Here is a 17,314-nt window from a genome sequence, read left to right as displayed (position 1 = left end):
CATGAAAAAGGTTTTATTCTTTATTTTTGTCATTTTGTTTTCGGTAGGGATTTATTTAATTTGGCATGTTTTATTGGAAAAAGCCCTAGAATTGAAATTAGCAACCTCAGCTAATGATTTGCTTTTAAAATTGTTGTCAATTCTTGGCGTTTTTTCCATATTAGTGCTTTTTCAAGGCGTTATCTCTTCGTATAAGAAGCGCCAACTCAAACGCATTTTGCAAAAAATAGACGCCATGAACGGCTTTGAATTTGAAGAATATTCCAAAATCTTTTTCACTTCAAAGGGTTTTAAAGTGAGCATCACGCAAAAAAGCGGCGATTACGGAGCGGATTTGATTGTAGAAAAAGATGGCGTCAAATGGGCGGTTCAAGCCAAACGCTACTCGCATAAAGTTTCGCCCAAAGCCATTCAAGAGGTGGTCTCTTCTAAAGCTTACTACGCTTGCGAAAAAGCTTGCGTGATCACCAACAGCTACTTCACGCAAGCGGCTCAAAAACTGGCTCAAGCTAACGGAGTGCTCTTGATTGACAGAGACGAATGGGTCAGGTTTTTGGGTGGAAAAAACGAATCCAAATAGAATAATTTATATAATGCTTTTATTTTTATGATTTCTTATTTATTTCCTATTAAATTTTTCGTAATCGCATGCGTTATAATATGAAAATTTAGCATCAATTTCTGTTTGGATAAAGGGGTTCAATGATTCAGTCTGTTCGCATTAAAAATTTTAAGACTTTTAAGGACACTCAAATTGATGGTTTTACCAAACTCAACATTATTACTGGTGGGAACAATGTGGGTAAATCTAATTTGCTAGAAGCGTTGTATTGTTTGGTGGGAAAATCCATGCACCCATGCACTAATGTATTAGAAATTTATGACAATATACGCAAAGAGCCTTTAACAACAGAATCAAAAAACTTAATGTTTTATGGTTTAGACACCGAGAAAGAAATACAAATTGTTACAACTTTAGACAACAATCAGACCTTGGACTTGCAAATAAAATTCATAGCCAGTGAAAACCAAAAGGTAATAGAGTCGCAAATAATACCTACAGCAGAACAAACTCAAATGTCCTCTCAGCTCAATTTCACTCTTAAAAAAAATAATGAAGAAATCTATAACGATCATTTAAATATTGCTAAAGTTCCCAATTTCCCACCAATTCCTAATCAGTCAGGCTACAATAGGCAATTTAAGAATTTTGATCCTAATCAATTGCAAAAACTTTTACCCTTTGAAAGCGCTGTCATAATACCTAGCGATGCTGTTTACAGGCAAGTTCATATGATTCAAGCAGTGAGTAAAATTTGCAGTAACAACCAATTAGAAGAAGAATTAAATAAACATCTTAATCAATTTGATAACAATATCCAATCTATTAGTTTTAACACCAACAACCAACTCAAATTAAAAGTGAAAGGTATAAAAGAAAAAATCCCATTATCTGTATTTGGTGATGGTTTGATTAAATATTTGTATATTGTAAGCGCTTTTATGGCTGATAACGCAAAAACGATTTATATTGATGAAGTGGAGAATGGCTTACACTTTTCTCGCATGAAATTATTATTAAGGTGTGTTATTGATTTTATCAACGACAACAAAGATGGTAATTTGCAAGTGTTTATGACTACCCACAACCAAGAATTTATAGAAATTTTAGATCAAGTTATCAGAGAAAAGGATTTTGCACATCAAACTAAGTTGTTTTGTCTTAAGCAAGACGATCAATATGTTATTCCAAGAACTTATTATGGAGAAAATTTAGAATGTTATTTTGAAAATGAAGAGAATCTTTTTGGCTAAAGCATCATACTAAGATTAGGATCATTCAATGATAGATAAAGAAATACTGATTTTTGTAGAAGATCCAAGCGATAAGGTGTTTTTAGAAGTTTATTTGTATTTTCTAGAAGATTTTCCAATCAAAAATTTTAAGGTGAAAGATGTAACAGGAAAAGATAATCTATCTAAACGATTGCTTGAAACTGAAAAATACGATAAAACACTTATCATTTTTGATGCGGATAAAAACTATGAGAGTAATAGAGTAATAAAAAAGAGATTTTATCAAAAACACAACAAAAGATTACAGAAGAACAAATCTTTTTATTCCCTAACAATCAAGATGATGGCGATTTAGAAACCCTATTATTAGAAATTGCTAAACACGATGAATTTCTTAAATGTTTTGAAGGATACTTAGAATGCATTAAAAGTAAAGAACATTTTAAAAACATAAGAAAAAATATGCTGTATGCCTATTTAGAAGTGTTTGAACTACAGAAATTTTTCCAATACGAGTGGGATATAAATAACAAGAAGAATGAAAAAAAGATTATTATTGATGATAAAGGTAAAATAAAGGAAAAACACCAAGAAGAATATGAAAAACTAAAAGAAGTGATTGATTTTAACTCAAATTCTCTCATTCCCCTTAAAGATTTTCTAGGGCAATTCGCAGAAAATAATCAAAAAACAAATCTTAAGATTTTCTAATTTAACAAAATATATTACAATTATCTAAAAAATATTATTTTTACAAAAAGGCGTGCTGTGAAATTGTGGTTTCCTTATTTTTTAGCGATTGTGTTCTTGCATGTGTTAGGTTTGGCGTTGCTCTTTATGGCTAATAACGCTTCGTTTTATGCGGCGGCGTCTATGGCTTACATGCTCGGGGCAAAGCATGCGTTTGATGCGGATCATATCGCTTGCATAGACAACACCATTAGAAAGCTCACCCAACAAGGCAAAAACGCCTATGGCGTGGGGTTTTACTTTTCTATGGGGCATTCAAGCGTGGTGATTTTAATGACCATCATCAGCGCGTTTGCGATCGCTTGGGCTAAAGAGCATACGCCGATGCTAGAAGAAATAGGGGGGGTAGTGGGGACTTTAGTTTCTGGGCTTTTTTTGCTCATTATAGGGTTATTGAATGCGATTATTTTAGTGGATTTATTAAAAATATTCAAAAAATCGCACTCTAACGAAAGCTTGAGCCAGCAACAAAATGAAGAGATTGAACGGCTTTTAACGAGTAGGGGCTTACTCAATCGCTTTTTTAAACCCTTGTTTAATTTCGTTTCCAAGTCGTGGCATATTTATCCTGTGGGTTTTCTTTTTGGGCTAGGCTTTGATACCGCTAGTGAAATCGCGCTTTTGGCCCTTTCTAGCAGCGCGATTAAAGTGAGTGTGGTGGGCATGCTTTCTTTACCCATTCTTTTTGCCGCTGGCATGAGTTTGTTTGACACATTAGATGGGGCGTTCATGCTCAAGGCGTATGATTGGGCGTTCAAAACCCCTTTAAGGAAAATCTACTACAACATCTCCATCACCGCTTTAAGCGTGTTTATCGCGCTTTTTATCGGGTTGATTGAGCTTTTTCAAGTCGTTAGCGAGAAACTCCATTTAAAATTTGAAAACCGCCTTTTAAGCGCCCTACAGAGCCTGGAATTTACAGACTTGGGCTATTACTTGGTGGGCTTATTCGTGGTAGCGTTTTTAGGCTCATTCTTTTTATGGAAAATCAAATTTTCTAAATTAGAGGGCTAGATTTTAAGTCCTCAAGTTATCGCTCAACAAATCTTTAAGGCTTTTATTTGAAAAACTTGGCGTAAAGGATTTAGGGTTTGAAAGGCTTTCGCTCAAATAACTTAATAATTCCTTAATTTCGTTTAATTTTTCTTCCAAATAAGCTTGAAACCCACCAACATTTTCCAATAAATTCAAAGGATTATCCACAATCATGGAAAAAACTTCATCGTTAATGGCAATGTTGAGCTGAGTGTCAAACAAAGGGGAGGCTAAAAACTGGCAATTTTCTACAATTTCTCGCAATTCTTGTTTGATGATAGAAGCTTGCAAAGCGTCTTTATCTTCTAAACCCATGCTCTTATTAAAAAGCTTTTTGCAAGCGATTTGCAAGACTTGTAACGCTCCAACGCTCTCGTTTATATTTTTCATGTCCCTACTAAATTTGGCGATTTGTTGGGATTTTTCTATCGCATTGGTTTTAAAATCGCTTGTTTCAACACCGCCCAAATGCTTTTGAAGAGTTTTTAAAATATCCATAAAAAACCTTTTAAATAGAATTAAACGATCACAAGCATTTTTCGTTCCTTTTTTATGGAAACTTTAAAAAACACCATTAAAAAGGTTTTTAGGTATAATTAGCGATCTTTTAGTTTTAAATAGTAGAGAGATTGGATGAAAAAAATATGGCTTTTGGTGTGGGGCTTGTATTCTTGGGTGTTTTTGCATGCGATAGAAACGATAGAAAAAGCCCCTACAAATGTAGAAGATAGAGACAAAGCCCCCCATTTGTTGCTTTTAGCAGGGATTCAAGGCGATGAGCCTGGAGGGTTTAATGCAACTAATTTGTTTTTAATGCATTATAGCGTTTTAAAAGGCTTGGTGGAAGTGGTTCCCGTATTGAATAAGCCTTCCATGTTAAGAAATCATAGGGGCTTGTATGGGGATATGAACCGCAAATTTGCCGCTTTAGACAAGAATGACCCTGAATACCCCACTATCCAAGAAATCAAATCCTTGATTGCAAAACCCAATATAGACGCTGTCTTGCACTTGCATGATGGTGGTGGGTATTATCGCCCTGTTTATGTTGATGCGATGCTCAATCCCAAGCGTTGGGGGAATTGCTTTATTATTGATCAAGATGAAGTTAAGGGGGCGAAATTCCCCAATTTGCTTTCTTTCGCCAACAATACGATTGAGAGCATCAACGCCCATTTATTGCACCCCATTGAGGAGTATCATTTAAAAAACACGCACACTGCGCAAGGCGATACAGAAATGCAAAAAGCCCTAACTTTTTATGCGATCAACCAAAAAAAGAGCGCTTTTGCCAATGAAGCCAGCAAAGAACTCCCTTTAGCATCAAGGGTGTTTTACCATTTGCAAGCCATTGAGGGCTTACTCAATCAACTCAATATCCCTTTTAAGCGCGATTTTGAGCTTAACCCTAACAGCGTGCATGCCCTAATCAACGATAAAAGCTTGTGGGCAAAAATCAGCTCTCTGCCTAAAATGCCCCTTTTTAACTTGCGCCCTAAACTCAATCATTTCCCTTTACCTAATAACACTAAAATCCCACAAATCCCCATAGAGAGCAACGCTTACATTGTGGGGCTAGTCAAAAATAAACAAGAAGTGTTTTTAAAATACGGCAACAAGCTCATGACACGATTATCGCCCTTTTACATAGAGTTTGATCCTTCTTTAGAAGAAGTGAAAATGCAAATTGACAATAAGGATCAAATGGTTAAAATAGGGAGCGTGGTTGAAGTGAAAGAGAGTTTTTATATCCATGCTATGGATAATATCCGCGCGAATGTGATTGGCTTTAGCGTTTCTAATGAAAGTAAGCCTAATGAAACGGGCTATACGATTAGATTTAAAGATTTTCAAAAACGCTTTTCATTGGACAAGCAAGAGAGGATCTATCGCATAGAATTTTATAAAAACAACGCGTTTAGCGGGATGATCTTGGTGAAATTTGTGTGAATATGGATAAACCTTGCCAAAAGATCTAATAGTGTTTTTTAAGGCAACGCCTGATAAATATGATAGCTGCAATTAAAGGATAGTGATGCCAGACATTAGAAATCTTTATTTATCATTACCTACTTAACAGAGAGACTATGCAAAACAAGCAACAGACTTTACATCATGCATTCATCTTATTCTTTTTCAGTAAGGGGATATCGTATTTTAGAAAGAATACATGAGATAATTCAAAAGGGTATAGATGGCTTAATACAGCGACTAGACAATGACTTAAAAGATGATTGCTCTCGTATTCTTGTCCCTATTAAATATATACATGGCTTAAGCCTTGTTGGCAACATGAAACCTGACGAGCTATGCATATTGTTTATTAAAATCTGTGAACTTATTCACTCATCATTCAAAAGCCATTTATCTCGCAGCTCTCTTTCTTTGATTGGTGGCGTAATCAGCGGCTTGAAAAAGCAGATTCGTTTGTATCAAAAATGGAAATGAGAAAAGGAAAATGCGATAATTTCTTTCTCTTATGGTTATGATAAATCACCATTGAAGGGCGTGAAAACACCCAAACAAAGCATTAAAAGACAACAACCCTTTTGAATGTTGCGGTCTCTAGCTTATTTTATATCAAACCACCTTTATCATTACCCCACCACTTCTATATCACACCACTTCTTGCCCCGCATCCAATAAGGCTTCCTTAATCAAATCCTGTGTCGCTGGAGCGTCAAATTCTACAACCACGCTCTTTTTTTCCACGCTCGCATCAATAAAGCTCACGCCTTCAATTTCGCCCACAAATTTTTCAATTTTATCCACGCAATGGTTGCAAGTAATGCTTGGCACTTGAAAAGTAACTTTCATTCAATGATCCTTAATTTTAAAATTCCTTAGCCTTTGGGAGTTTAAGACCACACTCACAGAGCTTAAACTCATCGCTAAACCCGCAATCGCCGGGCTTAACATGATATTAGCCTTATAAAGAACCCCACAAGCTAAAGGGATAAACACGCTATTATAACAAAAAGCCCAAAACAAATTTTCTTTGATATTTTTAATGGTCGCTTGGCTCAATTTAATCGTGCTATAAACCGATTTAATGTCGTTATTAAAGCTCACAATATCCGCTGCTTGCACGCTCACATCGCTCCCTTTAGCCATCACCACTGCCACATCGCTCATAGCAAGGCTAGGAGCGTCATTCAAGCCATCGCCTACCATCATAACGATCTGCCCTTTTTCCTTAAGCTCTTTGATCTTGTTGAGCTTGTCTTGTGGTTTAGCGTTGCTGATATAACCATCAATCCCTAATTCAAGCGCGCATTTTTTGACATTCTCTCTATTGTCCCCGCTTAAAAGAAAAGTGTTAATGCCTAATTTTTTGATTTGAGCGATATGCTCTTTCACGCCTTTTTTGGGCAAATCTTCTAAAACAAACGCCCCTAAAAGCTCGTCTTCTTTTTCACTGATCACTCTACCCACAAACACTAAAATCCCGTTTTCTTGAATTTCTAGTGCGTTAATAGGGTTAAAAAATTCGCTATTACCGACTTTGATAACCTCTTTAGCGCCTTGATAATCTGTTTTAGCGCTGATGCCAAAACCTGTTTTCACTTTAACTTCACTCATTTCTTTTAAGGGAGCGTTATGCTCTTTGGCGTATTCTACAATCCCTTTAGCAATGACATGTTCGCTGCTCTTTTCAATACTGCCCGCTAAACTCAATAACTCTAATAATTCTATGTTAGAATGAACGCTTTTAACGACAGGCTTGCCGTTAGTGAGCGTGCCGGTTTTATCAAAAACGATCGTATTGACTAGCCTTGCTTTTTCTAAACTTTTAGCGTCTTTAAAAAATAAACCTAAAGAACTCGCTTTTTGGTTCGCTACTAAAATACTCATAGGTGTAGCCAATCCTAAAGCACAAGGGCAAGAAATCACTAAAACCGATACAAACACTTCTAAAGCGATTCCAAAATTCCACCAAAAATCGGGTTTAGGCGCGATGATGAGCCACACCACAAACGCTAAAATAGCGATAGCGATCACGCTTGGCACAAACACGCTTGAAACCTTATCCGCTAAGCGAGAAATCTCTGCCTTTGAGCTTTGAGCGTTATGGATCATTTCTACAATTTGAGACAAGGTGCTGTTTTTGTTATCTTGCGTGGCTTTCATTAAAAAACTCGTGTGGCTATTGAATGTCCCTGAAAAGACTTTATCGCCGACTTTTTTATAAACCGGCAACGCTTCGCCGCTTAACATGCTCTCATCTAATTCCCCTTCGCCCTCTATGATTTCGCCATCCACCGCAATCGCGCTTCCAGGGAGAACCTTTAGAATATCCCCCACCACAATGCTATCCACTAAAACTTCAATCTGTTGGTTATTGTGCATTTTAAGGGCGGTTTTTGGGGCGTTTTTCATCAAGGCTTGCATAGCGTCTAAAGCTTTGTCTTTAGAAACATTTTCAATGCGTTTGCCCACCATTACAAACATTAAAATCACGCACACGCTTTCAAAATAATAATGCCCATAAGACCACTGGCTTGTATAAACGAAATACAATTGCCACAAGCTTGAAATTAAGGCAGCGCTTGTGCCTATGGCGATAAGGCTGCTCATGTTGGGTTGTCTGTGCCATAAGGCTTTAAACCCTTGAATGTAAAAATCCCTCCCCAAATGCATGACAATGAAAGTGCCTATAAGCTGTAAGCAAGCGTTTAAAAAATTACTATGATTATCAATCGTAAGCAAGCTTTCAGGTAAAAGGCTAGGGTTAAGCATCGTCCCCATAGAAAGATACACCACAAAAAGCGTGAAAACAACCGCCAACGCTAATTTAACATTAGGGCTAGAAAATTCTTTTTTTTCTTCCACCAAAGTTTTTTTAGGACTATAGCCTAGCTTTTCAATGAGTTTAAAAATTTCGTCTAAATTGGTTTCGTTTTCGTTAAATTCAATGTTAGCGCTCTTATTTAAAAGGCTCACTTCTATTTTTTTCACAAAACTCTTACGCCCTAAAGAGCGTTCAATCCCACTAGAACATGCCGTGCAAGTCATTCCCTCTATGTAAAAAGATTCTTTCATGCACTTTTATTTTTATTAAAAATAATTTTTACCATTAAAAAGAGCCACCGAATGATGCCATAGATCAAATACAACCCCATAAACACGCTTAAAGCCTCTAAAGGGCGCACAAACACTAACGATAAAAAAATCAACACTAAGATGAAAAGCTTGAGATTCCACTTGACTTTTTTAAAATTAGGGTAGCGGATATTGCTCACCATAAGCACCCCCAATAAGACAATAAAGCTTAAAAATAACTTTTCTGTATTTCCTTCTAAAAAATGGTATTTGTTATCCAATAACACACAAAGCACCACCAATACCGCCGCCGCAGGAATGGGGATACCGATGAAAGAATAGGGATCGCTTGTGTTGGTGCTGATATTGAATCGTGCCAATCGTATCGCTCCAAAAATCACAAACAACGCGCTCACCGCCATGCCTATGCGCCCAAAGTTATACCCCACATAAAAGTAAGTGATTAAGCTTGGTGCCACCCCAAAAGCGATTACATCAGCCAGTGAGTCAAATTCTATACCAAACTTGCTAGTGGTGTTGGTAAGCCTTGCGACACGCCCATCAAGCCCGTCTAAAATAAGGCTCGCTACCACTAACCAACATGCCATGACAAACTGATAACTAGAAGCGTAAAAAATACTCATCATGCCTAAAAAAATACTGCTAGCGGTAAAAAGATTAGGGAAAAGATAGAGAGGGTTAATAGGCATTAAAGACTCTTTTTAACTTGGCTTTTAGAATGGGAATAAAAACGATTTTAAAATCAATTATGGGAATAAAAATTTTACAAGCGTTAAAAAACTCACAAAAAAAGAGCGTTAGAGCAAACGCTTTATAATGCTGTTGATAAGCATGGGTTTTTAGAAAACAGAATTTAAAAAAAAGCTTTAAACAAACAGAATGTTTATCATAAGGCTTTAAACCCTTATCAAAAATCTGTTTGTAAGCCCGCACTCTTAACTCGCTTGCTCTTCTAAAGGGATCAAACGGCTTTCTAAATTGTTGGCAACTTCGTATTCGCTGATAATTTCACGCACCCTTTCGCCTGTAATGACTTCTTTGTCAAACAATTCTTTGACCATGATCTCAATCGCTTCTCTATAGTCGCTTAAGGTTTGTTTGACATGCTTATAGCGCTCTTCTAGCAGGTTTTTAATGAAAAGATCCATTTCTTCTGCGGTCTTTTCGCTAAATTCCCTACTGCTTCCATAACCACCTCCCAAAAAGGCGTTCCGCTGTTTTTCTAACACCATAAGCCCACTGACACTGCTCATGCCGTAGTAACTCACCATGCCTTTAATAATATCAGTCGCTCTTTCTAAATCGTTGCTCGCACCGGTAGAAATTTCTTCTAAAAAGACATCTTCAGCCGCTCTCCCGCCTAAAAGCACATCAATTTCAGCGATGAGTTCGTGTTTTTGCATCAAGTATTTGTTTTCTTCAGGCGTGTTAAGGGTGTAGCCTAAAGCCGCCATGCCCCTTGGAATGATAGAGACTTTATTCACCCTAGCGCTCCCTTTAGTCATTTCAGAAATCACGGCATGCCCGCTTTCATGGTAGGCGACAATTTTCTTTTCCTTAGGACTGATGCGCCTGCTTTTCTTTTCTAACCCTGCAATCCCTCTTTCAACCGCTTCTTTTAAATGCTGTTGCCTAACTTCTTTTTGGTTGTTTCTTCCTGCTAAAAGTGCGGCTTCATTGATGATATTCGCTAAATCCGCCCCTGCAAGCCCTGCGGTGAGTTTGGCGACTTCTTGCAAATTCACATCATTAGCGAGTTTCACGCCTTTAATATGCACTTTTAAGATTTCTACCCTACCATTAAAATCAGGCTTATCCACTAAAACCTGCCTGTCAAAGCGCCCTGGACGCATTAAAGCCGGGTCTAAGATTTCAGGGCGGTTCGTTGCAGCTAAGACAATTACAGGCGCGTTTTCGCTCCCAAAGCCATCCATTTCGGCTAAGAGCTGGTTTAAGGTTTGCTCTCTCTCATCGTTCCCGCTCACCACGCCTCCAGCCGCTCTGCTTTTACCTATGGCATCAATTTCATCAATAAAAATGATACTAGGGGCTTGTTTTTTAGCGGTTTCAAACAGATCCCTAACCCTGCTTGCCCCTAATCCTACAAACATTTCAATGAAACTGCTCCCTCCCATAGAGAAAAACGGCACATGCGCTTCGCCGGCCACCGCTTTGGCTAAAAGGGTTTTACCCGTTCCTGGAGGCCCTACTAATAACACGCCTTTAGGGATTTTAGCCCCTAAATTGGCGTATCGTTCGGGGTATTTTAAGAAATCTACGATTTCTACCACCTCTTCTTTGGCTTCTTCATTGCCCGCCATGTCATTAAAACGCACATTGGGTTTTTCAGCGTTAATGAGTTTTTTCGCGCTCCCCATGCCAAAAATACCCCCACCCATATTTTTTTGCATGCGGTTTGCCATAAACATCCATAGCCCTAAAATCACTAAAATAGGCATGAGCCACCCCAACATGTCGGTAAAAAAGTTAGACTCGCTAAAACCAGAATAATTGATTTTTTTTTCGTCTAACAAAGGCACTAAGGTCAAATCAGGCACTCGTTTAGCGATATAGATCACACGATTGTTACCCTCTTTATGGCTGGCTTTGATCAAAGTTTGACCGATACTCACATTTTCCACTTCATTATTGCTGATGAGCTGTTTGATTTCATGGTAGCTCACATTTTTAGTGCTAGAAGCTAAGAAATTGTCCGAAAAACTGCCATCAGAATTGAAAGAGCGCAGAAAAAAGATGAGTAAAATCCCTCCAAGAACCGCAAGGATAATGGGACTTTGAAAAAAAGGTTTTTTAGGTTCGTTCGTTGGTTTCATTATAATCCTTAATTTATTGGTTGTTTTTTAAGCAATTTTAGAGCGACCCATTCGTTACGCTGCCGCTGTTCTAAAACCTCAAATCCATTATAATAGATCTGTAAAACAGAGTTTAAATGGGTTTCTAAAATCCCTGATAAAATAAGAGTGTGGTTACAAAGCCGCACAAATTCACTATACAAACTCTTAATCACATCAGCGACAATGTTCGCCACAATGATATCAAAACGCCCTTCAATTTTTTGCGTAGAGCCATGAATGACTTTATCTTGCGCTAATAGGGTGATTTGATTCAAGCTAAAATTTTTTAGGGTTTCTTCAACGGCTAAACTATCCGTATCGCAAGCTACTAAAGCGCTAACGCCTTGTTTTTTTAAGGCGATGCTCAAAATCCCGCTCCCACAGCCCACATCTAAAGCGTTTTTGCGTTTTAAATCAAGGTTAGAGAGCAGTTCCAAACACATAGAAGTGCTTTCATGATGGCCTGATCCAAAGGCCAAAGCCGGATCAATCATTATGTAATCATTTGTAACAACATGGCTTGGCTTTTGATGCCAGCTAGGGTGTATGTAAAATTTGGCGCATTGCACCGGTAAAATAGCTTGTTTGTAAGCTTCTAGCCAATCTTTTGAAGCCAAATTGCGTGAAAGGTAGAAAAAATCAAACTCGTTTTGCAAGTTTTGTTTTAAATTCAAACAAAACGCTTCTAATGCTGGAATGAGCGAGTGATTCAAATCCTTTTGAGAGCGTAAAATAACGAAATTTTTGAGATGCGGAGATTTTTCTTTTAAATTTTCTTTCAAATCTTTTTTTAGGGGGTCATGAGTGGCGAAATAATGCCAACTGGATTGGCTTATAAATTCAATGGTTTCTTTATCGTCAAACGCTTTTAAATTTTCTAAGCTAGATTCTTCTAAGGCTAGGTGCGTGGTGTCTAAAAGAAAGCCCTCAAAAAGCTCTCGCTCCTTAGGGAAGATAAAGAAAAACTCATAATACATTGGCTTTAACACTCAATCGTTTGTCCCTAAAACAACCTCTAATTTTTCCTTCAAAACTTGGGGGGTAAAAGGCTTCACAATATAGTTATTCACACCCGCTTTCAAAGCCGTAATGACTTCGGCCTTACCGCCCTCTGTGGTGATCATAATAATAGGAATTTCTTTAAAACGGCTATCAGAGCGCACCTTTTTAACGAGATCCAAGCCATTCATTTCAGGCATGTTCCAATCTGTAATAAGCACCTTAGTGTCCGCATTAGCGTCTAGTTTTTCCCAAGCTTCCACCCCATGCTCAGCTTCTAAAACATCTTCATAGCCTAAGCGTGAAAGTGTGTTTTTAATAATTCTTCTCATAGTTGAGCTATCATCTACTACTAGTAGTTTCAAAGTGCTTCTCCTTTTAAGATTGCATTTAAATTAGGCTCTTTTTAAACAGCCAAAGCGTCTCTAACGCCTTATAATAATAAATCATTCCAAATAATAGCATGTTTTGATTAAAATTACCTTGACCGACAATAATCATTGGCTAAATGGAGCGTTTAATGAGCGTTCTCATTTGTAAAAAAATTCAGTTTGTTTGCTATCATAATAGTTTAAAAGTAATAAAATAACTTTTGAGTGCGATAAAGGGTCATTGGATGGTTTGAAAAAAGAAAGACAAGGATTTTACAAGTAAGTGTATTATTTGAGAATTTTAATACTGGGTATAAGTTTTTTAAATATTTTAAATGCTGAAAATTTGAGTTACATGTCTTCTTCTTATCAAATAGGCACGGTGTTTATGCGCCCTTTAAACACTAACAAGCTTTTACAAGGGGCTTCAATCCTTCAAGGCTATGAAGTGAATCCTAAAAACGATTGGGCTTATTCTAGGTATTATTTCTTTATAGATTATGGCAATGTGCTTTTTAATAATGACTCTACTTTGCAGGCGAACATGTTCACTTATGGGGTGGGAGGGGATTTCATGGTCGCCTACGCTAAAAACCCTATCAACCGCTGGGCTTTTTTCTTTGGCTTGCAACTGGCCGCTAACACATGGATACTCAACAATAAAGTCAAAGATTTGGTGGTGAACACTTGGGATTCGTTAAAAGATTTCAATTTTCATAACACTTATTTCAGGGCTATCGGTAAATTTGGGGTGCAGTTTCGCACGATCGTTTTGTATCATAAGGTGGATGTGGAAATTGGCATGAAAATCTTTCTAACCCCTGAAAGGCGCAGTTTGTTTGAAAGGAGCTTTTTGTTTTTTATTTCGCATTCGTGGCATTTTTAAATGGCGGAGAGAGAGGGATTCGAACCCTCGAAGGCTTGCACCTTACACGCGTTCCAGGCGTGCTCCTTCAACCACTCGGACATCTCCCCTTAAAAGGGGCTTATTATAACTAAGATTTGTTTAAAAAGGGCTTATTTTAAAAGGAGTGAGTCTTTAGAAATCACGCCATCAATCTGACTTTTAGCGCAAATTTCCCACAACTCTGTATCGTTTAAATCCATAGAAAACAAGATTTTGCTATCTAATAAGTAATTCGTGGCGTGTTGTTGGGCGAGTACGGCTTGCTTAATATCCTTAAAAATACAATAGAGCGGTTTGAAAGCGTTGAATAAAAAAAAGGCGTCCGTTTCTATCTTGTGCGATAAAAAGATCACGCTAAAATTGACGCCATTTTCACAGCAATACTTAGCTAATTCCAAATTTTTTGGGTTTGCTTCAAAACACACTATATCGTTATTGGCACTGGAATGAATAGCATCGGTGTCTTTAATGAAAACAAAACGAGCGCTAGGGATTAAAGGGTGTCCTAAAATAAGCATTTTTACCTCTTATCCTTCAAACAAGTTTCACTGCAATAGGCTACCGCTCCGCTATAAATAGCGTCTTTGCTAGAGACATAAGTTTGGCATTTAGAACATACAATCATGTGATCTTCTAATTCTTTAGGGGTTTGTTGCGTGTAAGAGTGGTTGTCTTTATGATTGTCTTTAAGGGGTTTTTGCCTCAAAAACAAACGCCATAAAACCCACACGATAATGAGTAGGGGGATTAAAATTCTTAACATAAACTTTCCTTTGATTTGTAAAAATAAACACGCTTTTGATGCATAAAGCATTCAGTGTCTTTACAAGCGATTTCATCTTTTAACTGCTCGCCTTTATAGAATAAAAAATACCCCTTATCTTTTAGGAAGCGTTGGCTTTTTTCTATCAAAAAAGAAGAGCTAGCGACCGCTCTAGAAGTGATCAAATCCACTTGTAAAAGATTTTGATAATCTTCTAAACGCTTTTTAACAATCTCAATATTTTTTAAAGGCAAAACGCTTTTAAGGTAATTTAAAAAAGCCGCTCTTTTTATTCTTGGCTCTAAAAGAATGAATTGTGTTTCAGGTTTTTCAAGGGCTAAAGGGATAGCAGGAAGTCCCGCCCCGCTCCCAATATCCAAGCAGCTTTTAAAATCTTTGACAAATTCTAAGGGTTTTAGAGCGTCTGTGATCTGGGGTTCTAACTCGCTTAAATGTTTCGCGCCGCTCAAGTTGTGCGTCTGGTTCCATTCTAAAAGGATGCGCGCATAATCTTGCAATAAGGGGTTCATAAAATCAGCATCCCATCGCCATAAGAATAAAAACGATACTTCTTTTCTATGGCTATTTTGTAGATTTCTTTGGTTTTTTCTAAGCCTATCATCGCGCTCACAAGCATTAAAAGGCTAGATTTAGGCAAATGGAAATTAGTGAGCAAGTGATTAACATGCTGGATAGGGTTAGCAAGATGCAAGAATATATCGCATTCAAACGCCTCTTGATTAGGGTTTTTTAAACGCTTGAAGTATTCCACGCTCCTTAAAGCGGTCGTGCCGATGCATAAAATCTCTTGGGATTCTTGCAAAATTTCTTGGCTCTTTTTAGGAATGTGTAAAACCTCTGTATGGATTTGATGCTCTCTAATATCTTTAGTTTCTACGCCAAGAAAAGTCCCAGCCCCCACATGCAAGGTCAAAAAAGCGTGCTTGAAACTTTTCAATAATTTTTCTAAGGTATTTTGAGAAAAATGCAATGACGCTGTAGGGGCAGCCACCGCGCCGATGTGTTTAGCGAACACGCTCTGGTATTCATGCGCATCCAAACTTTCATCCGCTCTTTTAATATAAGGGGGTAAGGGCATATGCCCGTATTGCTCTAAAAGTTTTAAGATATTTTCTTGATTTAAAGGAGTTTTATGGTCATAAAAAGCGATCAAGCGCTGGCCGTTATGAAGCAATTCCAAAACTTCAGCGTGATAATTTGCATCAAAAAAGATTTTGTCCCCCACTTTGATCTTGCCCTTAATTTGAGTGAGAGCGGTATTATTTTTAAAAAAGCGGTGGAAAAACACTTCGGTCGTTTTTGATGGCAAAAAGGCATGCTTAGATCCAAAAAGCCTAGCCTTAATCACTTTAGTGTCGTTCAACACAATAAGGGCGTTTTTAGGGAAAAAATCTAAAACATGCTCAAAAGTGGTGTGCGTGATTTTTTGCGAACGCCTTTCATAGACGAGCAATTTAGCCTTTTCTTTGGGCAAAATGGGGTAGCTTGCGATCAATTCCTTAGGCAAACAATAATCATAGCTTTCTAGATCAAATTCTTTCAACTAATTCTCTTTGGTGTCATTTTCGTTGTTATTTTCGTTATCTTTGGGAGCCGGATTGACCATTTTGGCGATTAAAATAGAAAGCCCATAAAGCCCCACTAAGGGCAATGCCATAAAGATTTGACTCACCACATCAGGGGGAGTGATAATCGCTGCTACAATAAAAATCACTACAATAGCGTATTTGAAATACGCTTTCAAGCTCGCATCAGTAATCAAGCCCACTTTAGCCAAAAAATACGCCAAAACAGGCAATTCAAACGCCACGCCAAAGCCTAAAATCAAGCGTGTGAAAAAGCTCACGTAACTGGACGCAGAAATATTGGCCGCAAACACATCGCTCCCAAAAGTGGCTAAGTATTCAATGATGAAAGGGAACACCACATAATAAGAAAACGCCGCCCCCATTAAAAACATCCCACTCCCAAAAAACACAAAAGGCAAAATCACTTTTTTTTCATTCTTATAAAGCCCTGGAGCGATAAAGAGCCATAATTGCCAAAAAATAATGGGCATGGAAATGACGATAGCGGCTGAAAAACTGATTTTAACCGCTACCATGACCCCTTCAATAGGGGAGAGCTGAATGAGCGTGCCTTTATAAGAATTTTTAACAAATTCAAAAATATTTTTCCAAAAATGAAAGCATCCCAAAAACGCCACTAAAATCGTTCCCACAGAAACCATCAAGCGCTTTCTTAATTCCTGTAAATGCGGTTTTAAATCTTCAAACATGCTCTTTTTCTTTGTCGTGTTCTTTGGCGTTGTTATCGGTTGTTAATTGGACTTCTTTAGGAGACTCATCGCTTGAAACTTCTTTATTGGAGTGGTTAGGGGGTGCGTTGTTTTCTAGGCTTTGTTTGTAATCTTGCATCAAATCCTGAATGCTTTTAATCTCATTTTCTGCAGTTATTTTAGCATCTTCTAATTCTTCAATCTTAACGCCCTTAAGACTCTCCACTTTGTTTTCAAAGAGTTTTTGATACTCTAGGGTTTCTTTTTTGATTTCTTCAATATTGATTTCTTTATCTAAAGTGTCCTTAGCGTCATTGAGCGTTTTTTTAACCGTGCGAAAAAACTTCACCATATCCACGACAGCTTGGGGGAATTTTTCTGGCCCTAAAAAAATAATCGCTACAACCAACACCACAAGGATTTCAAAAAAGCCCATGCCAAACATAATGATCTACTTTCACACCCTTTAAAATT

At 37.6% G+C, this 17,314-nt stretch carries 20 protein-coding genes, 1 tRNA gene and 1 pseudogene; 7 read left to right on the top strand and 15 right to left on the bottom strand.

The annotated features are described in order from the left end of the window. The first annotated feature begins 1 nt into the window (after position 1). The 4 genes and pseudogenes from CXY28_RS01070 to CXY28_RS01055 all read left to right on the top strand — a co-directional run bounded on the left by CXY28_RS01070 (position 2) and on the right by CXY28_RS01055 (position 3,561). Positions 2–580, top strand: a complete 579-nt coding sequence (locus tag CXY28_RS01070; protein ID WP_024117893.1) for a restriction endonuclease — start codon at positions 2–4, stop codon at positions 578–580. Positions 581–702: 122 nt separating this feature from the next. Further along, complete coding sequence (locus CXY28_RS01065; protein ID WP_100979193.1) at positions 703–1,815, top strand: AAA family ATPase; 1,113 nt, start codon at positions 703–705, stop codon at positions 1,813–1,815. 28 nt (positions 1,816–1,843) lie between these two features. Further along, positions 1,844–2,508 (top strand): annotated as a pseudogene (locus CXY28_RS01060) (DUF3226 domain-containing protein). Between the two features lie 57 nt (positions 2,509–2,565). Continuing rightward, the gene (locus CXY28_RS01055) at positions 2,566–3,561 is read left to right on the top strand and encodes a HoxN/HupN/NixA family nickel/cobalt transporter (RefSeq protein WP_100979192.1); all 996 of its coding nucleotides are present in this window, start codon (positions 2,566–2,568) and stop codon (positions 3,559–3,561) included. A gap of 3 nt (positions 3,562–3,564) precedes the next feature. Here the strand turns inward: CXY28_RS01055 and CXY28_RS01050 are convergent, their stop codons facing one another. After that, positions 3,565–4,080 carry a flagellar FLiS export co-chaperone gene (locus CXY28_RS01050; protein ID WP_100963830.1) on the bottom strand — a complete coding sequence of 172 codons (516 nt, stop codon included), beginning with the start codon at positions 4,078–4,080 and terminating at the stop codon, positions 3,565–3,567. 135 nt (positions 4,081–4,215) lie between these two features. Here CXY28_RS01050 and csd4 point away from each other — a divergent pair, with 135 nt between their 5' ends. Both csd4 and CXY28_RS01040 read left to right on the top strand, forming a co-directional pair. Continuing rightward, a complete protein-coding gene (csd4, locus tag CXY28_RS01045; protein WP_100979191.1) occupies positions 4,216–5,532 on the top strand; it encodes a DL-carboxypeptidase Csd4 in 1,317 nt (438 codons plus the stop codon). A 216-nt stretch (positions 5,533–5,748) separates the two neighbouring features. Next, positions 5,749–6,030 carry a hypothetical protein gene (locus tag CXY28_RS01040; RefSeq protein WP_100977296.1) on the top strand — a complete coding sequence of 94 codons (282 nt, stop codon included), beginning with the start codon at positions 5,749–5,751 and terminating at the stop codon, positions 6,028–6,030. A 168-nt stretch (positions 6,031–6,198) separates the two neighbouring features. Here the strand turns inward: CXY28_RS01040 and copP are convergent, their stop codons facing one another. Genes copP through CXY28_RS01005 form a run of 7 tightly spaced genes read right to left on the bottom strand, consistent with a single transcriptional unit; the run spans position 6,199 to position 12,865 of the window. After that, positions 6,199–6,399 carry a copper-binding metallochaperone CopP gene (gene copP, locus CXY28_RS01035; RefSeq protein ID WP_000869069.1) on the bottom strand — a complete coding sequence of 67 codons (201 nt, stop codon included), beginning with the start codon at positions 6,397–6,399 and terminating at the stop codon, positions 6,199–6,201. Then, on the bottom strand, positions 6,400–8,625 hold the full coding sequence (gene copA / locus CXY28_RS01030) for a copper-translocating P-type ATPase CopA (RefSeq protein WP_100979190.1): 2,226 nt from the start codon (positions 8,623–8,625) through the stop codon (positions 6,400–6,402). It abuts the gene before it with no gap. Next, positions 8,622–9,335 carry a CDP-diacylglycerol--serine O-phosphatidyltransferase gene (gene pssA, locus CXY28_RS01025; RefSeq protein ID WP_001122192.1) on the bottom strand — a complete coding sequence of 238 codons (714 nt, stop codon included), beginning with the start codon at positions 9,333–9,335 and terminating at the stop codon, positions 8,622–8,624. The genes copA and pssA overlap by 4 nt, the downstream gene beginning before the upstream one ends. Continuing rightward, the gene (locus CXY28_RS01020; RefSeq protein WP_100979189.1) at positions 9,325–9,579 is read right to left on the bottom strand and encodes a hypothetical protein; all 255 of its coding nucleotides are present in this window, start codon (positions 9,577–9,579) and stop codon (positions 9,325–9,327) included. The genes pssA and CXY28_RS01020 overlap by 11 nt, the downstream gene beginning before the upstream one ends. Positions 9,580–9,581: 2 nt before the next feature. After that, the gene (gene ftsH / locus CXY28_RS01015; protein WP_000805281.1) at positions 9,582–11,480 is read right to left on the bottom strand and encodes an ATP-dependent zinc metalloprotease FtsH; all 1,899 of its coding nucleotides are present in this window, start codon (positions 11,478–11,480) and stop codon (positions 9,582–9,584) included. Positions 11,481–11,488: 8 nt separating this feature from the next. Next, complete coding sequence (gene prmA / locus CXY28_RS01010; RefSeq protein ID WP_100979188.1) at positions 11,489–12,490, bottom strand: 50S ribosomal protein L11 methyltransferase; 1,002 nt, start codon at positions 12,488–12,490, stop codon at positions 11,489–11,491. Next, a complete protein-coding gene (locus CXY28_RS01005) occupies positions 12,491–12,865 on the bottom strand; it encodes a chemotaxis response regulator CheY (protein WP_000772151.1) in 375 nt (124 codons plus the stop codon). Between the two features lie 289 nt (positions 12,866–13,154). On the opposite strand from CXY28_RS01005, the gene CXY28_RS01000 reads away from it, so the two are divergent. Beyond that, entirely contained in the window at positions 13,155–13,757 is a 603-nt protein-coding gene (locus tag CXY28_RS01000; RefSeq protein WP_000291620.1) for an outer membrane protein, read from the top strand. A 1-nt stretch (position 13,758) separates the two neighbouring features. Here the strand turns inward: CXY28_RS01000 and CXY28_RS00995 are convergent. The 7 genes from CXY28_RS00995 to tatB all read right to left on the bottom strand — a co-directional run bounded on the left by CXY28_RS00995 (position 13,759) and on the right by tatB (position 17,285). Further along, positions 13,759–13,846: transfer RNA gene (locus tag CXY28_RS00995), tRNA-Ser, on the bottom strand. Positions 13,847–13,888: 42 nt separating this feature from the next. Then, positions 13,889–14,296 (bottom strand): hypothetical protein, encoded by a 408-nt coding sequence (locus CXY28_RS00990; protein WP_100979187.1) that lies wholly within the window; start codon positions 14,294–14,296, stop codon positions 13,889–13,891. Between the two features lie 2 nt (positions 14,297–14,298). Continuing rightward, entirely contained in the window at positions 14,299–14,541 is a 243-nt protein-coding gene (locus CXY28_RS00985) for a PP0621 family protein (RefSeq protein WP_000944422.1), read from the bottom strand. Further along, complete coding sequence (rsmG, locus tag CXY28_RS00980; protein ID WP_100963817.1) at positions 14,535–15,071, bottom strand: 16S rRNA (guanine(527)-N(7))-methyltransferase RsmG; 537 nt, start codon at positions 15,069–15,071, stop codon at positions 14,535–14,537. The genes CXY28_RS00985 and rsmG overlap by 7 nt, the downstream gene beginning before the upstream one ends. Next, positions 15,068–16,105 carry a tRNA preQ1(34) S-adenosylmethionine ribosyltransferase-isomerase QueA gene (queA, locus tag CXY28_RS00975; RefSeq protein ID WP_100979186.1) on the bottom strand — a complete coding sequence of 346 codons (1,038 nt, stop codon included), beginning with the start codon at positions 16,103–16,105 and terminating at the stop codon, positions 15,068–15,070. Before queA ends, rsmG begins: the two co-directional genes overlap by 4 nt. After that, positions 16,106–16,840, bottom strand: coding sequence for a twin-arginine translocase subunit TatC (tatC, locus tag CXY28_RS00970; protein WP_000461223.1), 735 nt, complete (start codon positions 16,838–16,840; stop codon positions 16,106–16,108). Next, positions 16,833–17,285, bottom strand: a complete 453-nt coding sequence (tatB, locus tag CXY28_RS00965; protein ID WP_100979185.1) for a Sec-independent protein translocase protein TatB — start codon at positions 17,283–17,285, stop codon at positions 16,833–16,835. The genes tatC and tatB overlap by 8 nt, the downstream gene beginning before the upstream one ends. Between the last annotated feature and the right edge of the window lie 29 nt (positions 17,286–17,314).

The organism is Helicobacter pylori, assembly GCF_002832345.1.
Lineage (GTDB): Bacteria > Campylobacterota > Campylobacteria > Campylobacterales > Helicobacteraceae > Helicobacter > Helicobacter pylori_CP.
This window is presented reverse-complemented; position numbering and strand designations above follow the sequence as displayed.